General features: G+C 64.4%; 6 protein-coding genes. 5 read left to right on the top strand and 1 reads right to left on the bottom strand.

The genetic code is table 11. The features are described from left to right. Positions 1-135 precede the first annotated feature (135 nt). The 4 genes from CR492_RS11450 to CR492_RS11435 all read left to right on the top strand — a co-directional run bounded on the left by CR492_RS11450 (position 136) and on the right by CR492_RS11435 (position 10,134). Positions 136-4,695 carry a non-ribosomal peptide synthetase gene (locus CR492_RS11450; RefSeq protein ID WP_245412053.1) on the top strand — a complete coding sequence of 1,520 codons (4,560 nt, stop codon included), beginning with the start codon at positions 136-138 and terminating at the stop codon, positions 4,693-4,695. Positions 4,696-4,697: 2 nt separating this feature from the next. Then, positions 4,698-7,544 (top strand): condensation domain-containing protein, encoded by a 2,847-nt coding sequence (locus CR492_RS11445; RefSeq protein ID WP_102843869.1) that lies wholly within the window; start codon positions 4,698-4,700, stop codon positions 7,542-7,544. Between the two features lie 161 nt (positions 7,545-7,705). After that, entirely contained in the window at positions 7,706-9,001 is a 1,296-nt protein-coding gene (locus tag CR492_RS11440) for an alpha/beta hydrolase family protein (protein ID WP_102843868.1), read from the top strand. Between the two features lie 32 nt (positions 9,002-9,033). Then, the gene (locus tag CR492_RS11435; RefSeq protein ID WP_102843867.1) at positions 9,034-10,134 is read left to right on the top strand and encodes a RuBisCO large subunit C-terminal-like domain-containing protein; all 1,101 of its coding nucleotides are present in this window, start codon (positions 9,034-9,036) and stop codon (positions 10,132-10,134) included. A gap of 47 nt (positions 10,135-10,181) precedes the next feature. Here the strand turns inward: CR492_RS11435 and CR492_RS11430 are convergent, their stop codons facing one another. After that, positions 10,182-11,057, bottom strand: a complete 876-nt coding sequence (locus CR492_RS11430; protein WP_146030245.1) for a hypothetical protein — start codon at positions 11,055-11,057, stop codon at positions 10,182-10,184. Positions 11,058-11,286: 229 nt separating this feature from the next. On the opposite strand from CR492_RS11430, the gene CR492_RS11425 reads away from it, so the two are divergent. Beyond that, complete coding sequence (locus CR492_RS11425) at positions 11,287-11,772, top strand: cupin domain-containing protein (protein WP_102843865.1); 486 nt, start codon at positions 11,287-11,289, stop codon at positions 11,770-11,772. The last annotated feature ends 38 nt before the right edge of the window (positions 11,773-11,810 follow it).

Here is an 11,810-nt window from a genome sequence, read left to right as displayed (position 1 = left end):
GCCCCAGTCCCGGCGCCTGCCCCCGCGTCTGCCGCTCTGACGCCGAGTCCGGCTCCCGCCGCCGCGCCGTCCGGCGATGAGCCGAAATCCCGCTTCGAGCTGCTGGCCGCGGCCCGCTCCGCGCCGGCCGCCGACATGAACGAGATTCAGCAGCGCGCGCTCACTGACCTGACCGAGCGCTTCAACGCGCGCTCGCCCTCATCCAAGCGGATGACGGCGGAGTATCGTCCCGTGCTCGCCGACCCGCGCGCCGCCGCCGGCTTTCGGCCGGAATGGAAGGACCTCGTCTATCCCGTCGTCAGCGACCGCGCGGTGGGCTCGCGCATCTATGACGTCGACGGCAACGACTACATCGATCTCGTCAACGGCTACGGCCAGACCTTCTTCGGCCATGCCGCGCCTTTCGTCGTCGACGCCGTCGCGGAGCAGCTGAAACAGGGCTTCGCCATCGGGCCGCAGTCCCATCTTGCCGGCAAGGTCGCGGCGCTTTTTTCCGAAATGACCGGCAATGAGCGCGTGACCTTCTGCAATACGGGCTCCGAGGCGGTCATGGCGGCGATGCGCATCGCGCGCACCGTGACCGGCCGCTCGACAATCGTGACCTTCACAGGCGATTATCACGGCCAGTTCGACGAGGTTCTGGTCAAGGGCGCGCTGCGCTCGGGTGTCGCCCGCGCGATGCCCGCCGCCGCCGGCATTCCCAATAAATCGGTGGAGAACATGGTGGTGCTGCCCTATGGCGCGCCGGACTCGCTCGACTGGATCAGGACCCATGCCGACGAACTCGCCGCCGTGCTGGTCGAGCCGGTGCAAAGCCGCCATCCCGATCTGCGGCCGGTGGAGTTCCTGAAGGAAATCCGCGCCATTACCGAAACATCGGGCGCGGCGCTGATCTTCGATGAAGTCGTGACCGGCTTTCGCATGCATCCGGGCGGCATGCAGCATCTGTTCGGCATCCGCGCTGATCTTGCGACCTATGGCAAGGTCGTCGGCGGCGGCCTGCCTGTTGGCATATTGGCCGGCAAGGCGGCGTTCATGGATGCGCTCGACGGCGGCCATTGGCGCTATGGCGATGACAGCTATCCCGAAACCGGCATGACCTTCTTTGCCGGCACCTTCGTGCGCCATCCGCTGGTAATGGCCGCGGTCTGGGCCGTGCTCAATCATCTGAAGGAAAACGGCCCGGCCCTGCAGGACGCCGTTTCGGCCAGAACGGCAGGGCTGGTTCGCCGCCTCAGCGATTTCCTGCGACAGCGGGGCGTCGATCTCCAGATCGAGACTTTCGGCAGCCTGTTCTTTTTCAATTTCGGCAACATCTCCCGCTATGCGAGCCTGTTCTATCCGCTCATGCTCGAACGCGGCGTCTACATCCAGGAGCATTATCCCTGCTTCCTGACGACGGTCCACAGCGAGGCCGACGTGGAGGCGATCGCCACGGCTTTCGAAGACAGCGTCATTGCGATGCAGAAGGCGGATTTGCTGCCGGCGCCCGTGGGGCTTGGCCCCGAGCCCGAAACGGATGGTCCGCTGACCGAGGCGCAGACGGAGATCTGGCTTTCGGCCCAGCTTTCGGACGAAGCGTCCTGCGCCTTCAATGAATCCGTTACCTTGCGCCTTCGCGGCGAATTGAACCGCGACGCGCTCGAAGTCGCCCTGAACAAGGTGATCGCCCGGCACGACGCCCTGCGCGCCACCTTCACGGCGGACGGCGCGCGCATGCAGATCCGGCCGGAACTGACGCTGCAGCTGGAGCCGCGCGAACTGTCGCATGCGCCGCGTTCGGAGGCCGAGGACGCCTGGCGGACGGCGCTTGCGCAGGACGCGCGCACGCCCTTCGACCTTGTCGACGGACCGGCGATCCGCGCGAACTTCGCCCGCTTCGCCGCGGACGACCACGCTTTGGCGCTGACGGCGCATCATATCGTCTGCGACGGCTGGTCGTTCAACGTCATTATCGACGAATTGACGAAGCTTTATGAGGAGATCGTCGCCGGCGTCGCCGCGGATCTCGCGCCGCCGATGTCGTTCCTGCGCTATGGCGCCGAGGAGCGCGCACGGCAGAAACGCGAAGGCGCGGCGATCGACGCCTTCTGGCTGCCGCAGTTCACGCCGCCGCCGTCGCCGCTGGATCTGCCGACGGATCGGCCGCGCCGCTTGCAAAAAAGTTTCGCCGGGGCGACGCTGACGCGCCGGATCGACGCCGATCTGACGCAGCGCTTCCGCAAGGCGACAGCGAAACAGGGCTGCACCCTCTTCGTCGCGCTGCTTGCGAGCTTTGAAGTCATGCTTGCGCGCCTCGCCGGCCAGAACGAGGTCGTCGTTGGAATTCCGGCGGCGGGGCAGTCGCTGGCCGAGGCAGACAGCCTCGTCGGCCATTGCGTCAATTTTCTGCCGCTGCGCGCGCGCTGGAGCGATGGCGCGACCATGGCCGAGCATCTTGCGGCGACGCGCCAGGGCGTTCTGGCCGCCTATGAGCATCAGAGCTTCACCTTGGGCACGCTGGTTCGCAAGATGGACCGGCCGCGCGAAGCCGGGCGGCGTCCGCTCGTCGAGGTCCAGTTCAATCTCGAAAAGCTCGGCGACAAGATCCATCTGAAGGGGCTCGAGGTCGAGGCGCAGTCCAATCCCAAGACCGCGGTGATCTTCGATCTCTTCTTCAACGTCACGGAACAGGACGGCGGCCTGCGCATCGACTGCGACTACAATACCGACCTCTACGACGAGGCGACGATCGAGCGCTGGATCGGTCACTACCGCAGCCTCCTCGGCGCCGTCGCGGAGGACGCGGCGCGCCCGATCGCGGCGCTTCCGCTATTGTCGGCCGAACAGCGCCACTGGCTGACCAAAGGCCTTAACGACACGGCCTCGGACGATCTCGACCTGCGGCCGGTGCATGAGCTCTTTGCCGCGCAGGCGGCGAAAACGCCCGAAGCCGTCGCCGCTCGTTTTGGTGACTCCGCGCTGACCTATCGCGAACTCGACGAACGCGCCAACCGGCTCGCCCATCATCTTGCCAGCGTCGTCAAGGATCCCGCGGCCCGCATCGGCGTCGCCACCGAACGCTCGCTCGACATGCTGGTGGTCCTGCTCGCGGTGATGAAGACGGGCTGCGCCTATGTGCCGCTCGATCCGAGCCATCCGGCGGCGCGCCTGCGGCTGGTGCTGGACAATGCGGCGGTGTCCGCCATTGTCAGCGACAACGCCTTCATGGGCGCCATGGCCTCGGGGACGCCTGTCGTCCGGCTCGACGCGGATGCGGCGGCGATCGCCGCACGCCCTGCGACGGCGCCCGCCTCGCCCTCCGATGGGGCGCGGCCGGCCTATGTGATCTTCACCTCCGGCTCGACGGGGGTGCCGAAAGGCGTCGAGATCGCCCATCGCTCCGTCGCCAATCTCCTGTGGTCGATCGCGCGCAAGCTCGAGGCCGGCCCCCGCGATACGCTCGTCGCGGCGACGACGATCTCCTTCGATATCGCGGCGCTGGAGCTCTACATGCCGCTGGTGACCGGCGGCGCGGTTGTCATCGCCAGCCGCGACGACGTGCGCGGCGGCTTTGGCCTCGCCGCCCTGATCGACAAGCCCGAGACGACGATTGTCCAGGCGACGCCCTCGCTCTGGCGGATGTTGACGGAGGCGGGATTCAAGCCGCGCCCGGGCCTCCGCATGCTCTGCGGCGGCGAGGCGCTGCCGCGCGATCTCGCCGATCTGCTGCTCGCAAATGACGGCGAGCTGTGGAACGTCTATGGCCCGACGGAGACGACGATCTGGTCCTCGATCGGCAGGGTCAGGCCGGCGCCGGCGCCGATCACGATTGGCGAGCCGGTCGCAAACACTGGGCTTTATGTGCTCGACAAGACGCGTCAGCTTGCAGCGCCGGGCGTCGTCGGCGAATTGTTCATCGGCGGCCTTGGCCTGGCGATCGGCTATTTCCGCCGACCAGACCTCGACGCAGCGGCCTTCTTCGACATCGCCGTGGATGACGGCGGTCCGCAGCGGCTATATCGCACGGGCGATCTGGCGCGGCGCCTCTCCGACGGCGCGATAGAAGTCCTTGGCCGCGTCGACGCTCAGGTCAAGCTGCGCGGATTCCGCATCGAACTCGAGGAGATCGAGGCGGCGATGCGGCAATATCCCGGCGTGTCGGCCTTTGCCGCCGCGATCCAGACGCCGCCGCAGGGAACCCCGCGTCTTGTCGGCTATTATGTGGCGGCGCAACCAATGTCGGCGCACGAACTTTCGTCCTACGCCGGGCAGCGGCTGCCGGACTATATGGTGCCGGCGCTCTGGATGAGGCTTGACGCTTTGCCTTTCACGCCGAACGCCAAGCTCGACCGCAAGGCGTTGCCGCAGCCGGAGGCCGGACCAGGCGAAGAAAAACGCGTCATCATCGCGCCGCGGACGCCGCTCGAGGCAAAGCTGGCGGCGATCTGGCGCGAGGCGCTGCAACTCGATGAGATCAGCGTCAATGATAACATTTTCGCCCTGGGCGCCGATTCTATCCATTTATTCCGCATCGCCGCGCGTATGATGGCGGAAAATCTGGGTCTCGAAGCGCGCCATCTGATGCGCTTCCCAACGATCGCGGAGCTTGCCGGGGCGGCAAGCGATCAATCCGCTGCGGCGGCCAAGGCGCCCGCCGCGCCGTCCCTTAAAAGCTTCAGGCGAGGAGCACAGGTTAAGGAAACGTCTGCGTGACGATGTCCCGAAGCGAAGAGGAATTCGATTGCGCGCCGGAAAACAGCGCGCAGCGTCCGGAAGCGGAAACGGCGGGCCCGGGCGAAGGGCTGGTCTTTCCCTGCTCGTCCGCGCAGAAGCGTTTCTGGTTCCTCAACGCGGTCAATCCCGGCAATCCGGCGCTCAATGTGGCGTTGCGCTGGGAGGTGACGGGCCGCCTCGCGCCGGCGACGGCGGAGCAGGCCTTCCAGGCAATTATCGATCGCCATGAGATCCTGCGCACCCGTTTCTTCGAACGGGAAGACGGCGAACCGATGCAGGAGGCGCTGGCCCAACTCGCCTTCCGGCTGAGCGTGATCGATCTCAGCATGCTGGGCGAGAGCGAGCAGGCGAGGGAAGCGCTGGCGCTCGGCGAACGCGAAGCGCGGAAATCCTTTGACCTTGCGGCTGCGCCGCCGATCCGCGCGACCTTCCTGCGTCTGTCGCCGGAGCGCGCCTATCTGCTCGTCACAGTGCATCACATCGCTTTCGACGGCTGGTCGATCCGCGTGCTCGCCGAGGAATTTGGAACGATCGCTGCGGCCATCGCGGCAAGGAGCGTCGCTGACCTGCCGCCGCTGCCCCTTCAGTATGGCGACTACTGCCTGTGGCAGAAGGAATATCTGGCGAGCGGCGAATTCGAGGAAGAGGCCGGCTACTGGAAAAAGCAGCTTGGCGGGGCTCCCTATTTCGAACTTGTCCCCGATCACGAGAAACCGCCCGCTCTGACCTACAACGGCGAAATCCTCGCCGCCATCCTTCCTGCCGAGCTTGGCGACAGGATGGAGGCGTTCGCGCGCGGCCACAATCTTACCCTGTTCAGCCTCGGCTGCGCCGTGTTGGGCGCAATGCTGCATCGCTTTTCGGGCGAATCCGACATCGTTTTCGGGACCCAGATCGCCGATCGCAACGATCCGGACCTCGAGCCGATGATCGGCATGTTCGTGAACAATCTGGTGATGCGCCTCGATGCATCAGGGGATCCGAGCTTTGAGGCTTTCCTCGAGCGGGTCAAGGGAACGGCGCAGGACGCGCTGATCAACCAGCGCATGCCGTTCGACAAGCTGGTCGAACTCCTCAATCCGCCGCGCGATCCGAGCCGCGCGCCGCTGATCTCGCTCAATTTTACCGTTCTGCGCGATGTGATGGATCACAAGCGCTATGGCGATTTCGAGCTGCTCGGACTGCCCTCGCTGTCAGCCGGCTCGCTCTATGACATCTTCTTTTTCCTCGTCCATTGGCCGAGCGGCTGGCGCGTGGCGATGGAATATAATCCGGACCTGTTCCAGCACGAGACGGCCGAGAAGCTGCTCGACTTCCTGGTCGCGACATTCGACTTCGCGGTGGGGCATCCGCAGCAGAAACTCTCCGATCTGACGCCGCCGCGGCGCGATCTGATCGATGCGCGCCGGCGCGGCGATGAACTGGGCGCCATCGAGGCCGCGCTGCTTCAGCACCCGGACGTGAGGGAGGCGGCTGTCGCGCTAAAGCCCGACAGCTCTGGCCGCGAACGGCCCTGCGCCTATATCGCGCCGCGTCCGGAGTCGCGCGCGCCGCTCGAATCGTTGCCCGGGGTGCTTGCCGCCCATCTTGACGCCATCCTGCCTTCCGGAGCGGCGAGGCCCGCGGGGATCAGCGTCCTTTTGGCCTTGCCGCGCACCGCGCGGGGAGACGTCGATCTGCGCGGCCTGCCGGCCCCCGCGCCCTCAGTCGCGCCGCCGGTCGCGGCCGCGGCGGAAGCCGCACTCACCCCCGTGGAAATGAGGCTCGGCAAGATCTGGAGCGATCTTCTCAAAGTTGACGCCATCAAGCCGTCGTCGAATTTCTTTGAGCTTGGCGGCCACTCCCTGCTCACCGTCAGGCTGATGTCGCGCGTTTCAGCCGAATTCGGCGTCAAGCTCGATCCGCTGACCTTGTTCCTCGCGCCGACGCTGCGGGAGTTCGCGGCAAGGCTGCCAAAGCTGCCCGGCTCGGAACCAACGCAGCGCCTGGTGCAGATCCAGCCCCTTGGCCACAAGACGACGATCATCGCCATCAACCATTCGGTGCTCTATTATAATCTGGCGCGCCAGATCGGAACGGACCGGCCCTTTATCGGCATTCCCCTGATCGAACCGGGAAGCGATGAGCCTCGCGAGCGCACGCTCGAAGAAATCGCGGTTGATTATGTGAACGCCATTCGAGAGGCGCAACCACACGGGCCCTATATTCTCTGCGGCCTCTGCGTCGCAGGCGCCATCGCCTATGAATCCGCGCAGCAGCTGATCGCGGCGGGCGAAGAGGTGCCTTTGCTGATCCTCTCGGATATTTGGGCGCCCGGCTACCACGCCTCGCTGCCTCTACACAGAAAGCTGATCTATCAATTCAATTATCGGCTTCATACGCTGCGCCACCGCATCAACTCCGTCCGAACCGGCGCGGCTTCGCTGGCCGAGATGCTGTCGAGCTTCACCCTTGTGCGCAAATCGCGCCTCCTTGAGGTGCTGGCCTATCTCGGGCTTGTCGACGGCGACAAGCTGTTGCGCAAGGTTATCGACCACGACGAATGGCGCTTTTTGTTTTCCCTCGAGGAAGCGCGCAACGCCTATCAGATCCGGCCGATTTCTTCGGATGTCATTCTTTTCAACAGCGATGAAATCGTGACGCGCTTTGCCGACCCCAACATGGGCTGGTCCCAGCTTGTGAAGAAGCTGACCATTCACGCGATTCGGGGATGGCATCAGGACATTTTCCGTGACGAGGGCGCCCGCGAGATCGCCGGCTATCTGCGTCCAGAGCTCGAAAAGATCGACAGCGAGCACAGGGCTCCAGCCCGCTCATCGACGGGATGAGGCGGCGCGCATGGGGCGTCGTCTGTCGCGTCGCGTCTGCGGCAGTCGTCCAGCTTTTATGAAACGGCTGTAAATCCCGTTACGCCGCGCCGACGTCAGCCTCCATCCGTGGCGCCGCCGGATTCTTCCGGTTCGCGCCGCATCTCCCGGCAGATATCTCCATGATGAAATATTTGGATCTGCGCTTCGACCAGCTGATGGGCCGCTATGGCTTCATCCTCGGCGCGATAGTGCTTGTCATCGCGCTTGCCGGTCTTTTGATCGCGTGGCGCTCCGACAAGGCCCCGCGATCGCTGGTCGCCGCGTTAATGATCGCTTTCGCCGTGGGCGCCGTCATGTTCGGGCCGTCCGCCCCGCGCGTCGCCAAGGCCTTTTGGCGCCTTGCTTTCGCTCCGCCGCCGCCGCCGCCCTCGGGTCCCTTGCGCGTCGGCGAGGCGTATGTCGCGCTGGCGCCGAAGGGGCAGGGGGGGACGATCCCCGCGCCGATCCTCGCCCGGATCTGGTATCCGGCGGCGGCTGACGCGAAGCTGGAGGCGTCCGGGCCCAGGCCGGTCGATTGCGCCGCGCTCTCCAGCACGCGCCTCGCCGATCCGGGGCCGCAGGGGCGCTTTCCGCTTCTGCTCTATGCTCCGGGCTTTGCAAACGCCGCCGACGACAATTCATCGACCGCGGCCATGGCCAGCCATGGCTATGTCGTGCTCGCGATCAACCATCTGGAATGGACGCCGCCGCCGGGGCAGCCGCAGTCGTTTTTTGATTATTCGTCAGAGGCCGGCTATCAGGCGACCTTGCGGCGGGGCGCGGAGCATTCGATCCGCGAGGCGAAAGTCGCGCTTCGGGCGCTGGACATTCTGACCGAATGCGCCACGGGCGATTTCGCAAAATATGTCGCTTTCGACCGCGTCGGCTTTTTTGGCTTCTCTTTTGGCGCCAGCGTCGCCGCGAATGCGGCCATTCTCGATCCGCGCGTCGTCGCCGCGGTCAATCTCGACGGCTGGGTCTTCGGCCCCGCGCTCGAAGGCGGGATTACAAAGCCCTATATGATGCTCTTCGATGATGAGCCGCTTCCCGACGCCAAAGCATTCGCATCGCCCGATCCGGCGACGCGCGCTTACGCCAAGGCGCAGGACGACCTCGTCCGCGAGCATGGGCGGCTGTTTGAATCGCCGGATAAATACGGCTTCTGGCTCCGCAACACGGTCCATGCCGATTTCAACGATCTGGCCTTCAGCCGCGGCAATTGGCTGAGCTGGTTCTTCGCGGACCCTTCCCGCGTCAAAGCGATCCGGGAAGACTATCTTCTCGCCTTTTTCGACGCTTATCTTCGCCATCAGCCTCAAACCCTGTTGACCGCGGACCCCTCGCCCTATATCGGCGTCACCCCGGTCAAGGGCCGGCCGAAATGGGCGGAAGGCGAGGAGCGGGTTCCGTTTCTCGCATGGATCGGTTTGAAATAGAGGCGGCTCCCAAAATTGGACGAGGGCGGCATTTGAGCGGTTGGATCAACGCCGTCTACAGGCTGCGCGCCAGCGCCGCCGACGTCGAGGCGCGGGCGGAGGCGATTGCGATCGAACAGAGCGTCGAAGCGCCGCTCGCCGCCGTGCGGGATCCGTTTGTCCGCGAAAATATCGTGGGCCGTGTGGCGTCGATCGAGGATTGCGGCGGCGGCTGGTTCGAGGCGCGCATCGAACTCGCGGCGGCGACAGTTGGCGACGACGCCGGCCAATTGCTCAACATGCTGTTTGGCAACAGCTCGCTGCTTGAGGATGTGTTGCTTGTCGACGCCATCCTGCCGGCGCCGCTCGCGGGCGCCTTCGGCGGGCCCTCGCAAGGGCTTGCCGCCTTGCGCACGGAGGCTGGCGCGTCGGGGCGGGCGCTCACCTGTTCGGCGCTGAAGCCGCAGGGCCTGCCCGCGGCGGAACTCGCCGAACTCGCCTTAGCCCTGTCCATGGGCGGCCTTGATTTCATCAAGGACGACCACGGCCTTGCCGACCAGACCTATTCCCGTTTCGAGGCGCGGATCGCCGCCTGCGCTGCGGCGGTGCGTGAGGCGCGCCAGCGGACGGGACGCCGCACGCGCTATGCGCCGAGCCTTGCCGGCTCCTATCCGCAGATGCGGCGACAGCTTCTGGCGGCGCGCGACGAGGGGTTGGATGCGGCGCTGATCGCGCCGATGATCGCCGGCTGCTCCAATTTTCAGGCGCTGCGGCGGGAATTCTCCGATTTCGCTTTTCTGGCGCATCCGACGATGACCGGCCGCGCGATCTCGCCCATCCTGTTCGCGCGGCTGTTCCGGCTGTTTGGCGCGGACGTCGTCATTTTCCCCAATTATGGTGGCCGGTTCGGCTATTCGCCGACGGTTTGCGAAGCGATCGCCGCCGCGCTTTTGTCAGGCGCCGATGGTCTCAAGCTGAGCATTCCGGCGCCTGCCGGCGGCATGAGCGTCGAGCGCGCGCCGGAACTGCTCGATCGTTACGGGCGCGACGTCATGCTGCTGATTGGCGGAGCGCTGCTTAGCGCGCCGCGCGAGGCGTTGACGGAGCAAACGCGGCGCTTCGTCGAGGCCGTCGCCAGGCATCCCTATGGTTGATGCGCGCACGAGGCGGCCGACGGGCCGAGATCGCGGCGCTGTGCCCTCTAGGCTCTCGCCAAGCTGCGGATGGCGCGTGTGGCGTCGCCTATCTTTCCCCGGATGGGAAGCATGAAGTTCATCGCTTTGGTTTTCAGCGCGTCGGCGGCGGGATTGACGCCGGGCCGGGTGGGATTCAGCGCGAGCAAGCGCAAATAATAATTCGCGGCTCGGGTCTGCGCCCGGACCCGCGTCGCTTCGGTTTCATAGACCATCGCAAAGGAGATCGAACGCGAATCCCTCGTCTCGACCCAGTGCGGAGCATTGAGAGGCTGATGCAGCCCCAGCCCCGCGTTGAGCCTGAAGACATGTTCGCGCGCCGGATCGCGGCCCTTGAGGTCGACCTGCGCGATCGACAAACGTCCGATATGGAAAAATCGCTCCAGCTCACGCTCGCTCAGCACGCTGGGCGAATAGACGTGATAAATTTTCTCGCCTTCGATCTGCGAGAAGAAATTGGTTTCCGGGTCGAAATGAAAAGGAGTTGTCGCGGCCGACGAACTGATCAACAGGCCGCCCTCAATGCGAATGACGTCCTTCCGCTTGAGGCCTTCGGCGCCTTCGCAGATTTGCTTGATCAGATGCTCCAGAAGGTCGCGAAATTCGGGCGCGTAATTTTCCGGCCGTTTCATCAGGACGCGGAGCCGTTCGGACCCCACCTTCTGCATTGCTTGATGTGGCGCATAGGCGGCCACAGGGACTGAATTGAAAGCGGTATCAGGAGTCTTTGCGCTGCTGCAGACGTAATAGTCGCCGTTGTGTCCAATATATTTTTCAGATAATGTTTGCAGGCTGTCAAATGTCATCATTTCTAATTTGTGCAACGAATGTTCGAAACCAAATGGTTCTTTGTCGTAACAAGCGTTCAGCGTCTCAGGCGCCATATGAAATTCGGCGTCCTTGGCAAGTTCAAGCATATGGAGCGCCCTCCTATTTGAGCGAACCTTACACCCCGTAATTTTAAAAAGAGCAGCTGGCGAGAGCTGCGCATAAATAAGAGATGCGATAGTAATCGATTGCTGTCTGACCTTAGAATGTCAAGGCCAGGATGAGTCTCGAATGCGTGATTGCGCACATTCTGGTCACGAATCCTTCGAGTTAAGCAATGGAGAAATGACAATTACTGACAATCGGTTTCCGCTAGCGCCATTGTCCAAGTACAGCGGCGCATTTCGCTGGGAGGGCGTCGAGCGCCGCCCCTATAAGGATGCCGCTGCAGCGCCGTTCAAGGCGATCTCGCGGCAAACGCTTGCCTCCGATCCGCGCCTTGCCGGCGAATTGCGCTATTTCGAGATCGACCCTGGCGGCTTCTCAACGCTCGAGCGGCACGAGCATATGCATGTTGTCATGGCGTTGCGCGGCAGCGGAAGCTGTCTCATAGGGGACGCCGTATATGCGCTAGGCGCGCATGATCTCGTGACCATCGAACCGATGATCTGGCATCAGTTTCGCGCTAGGCGCGACGCGCCGCTCGGCTTTCTCTGTCTCGTCAATGCGGCGCGGGACCGGCCGCAGTTGCCGACCGAGGCGGATCTCGCCGCTCTGCGACGCTCTCCAGAGGCGGCGGCATTTCTCGACGGGCTGATTGAGCCGTCATAATAAAAAAGGGCGGCTCGAGGCCGCCCTTTTTGCTGGTT

The sequence above is a fragment of the Methylocella silvestris genome, from assembly GCF_002891535.1.
Taxonomy (GTDB): domain Bacteria; phylum Pseudomonadota; class Alphaproteobacteria; order Rhizobiales; family Beijerinckiaceae; genus Methylocapsa; species Methylocapsa silvestris_A.
This window is presented reverse-complemented; position numbering and strand designations above follow the sequence as displayed.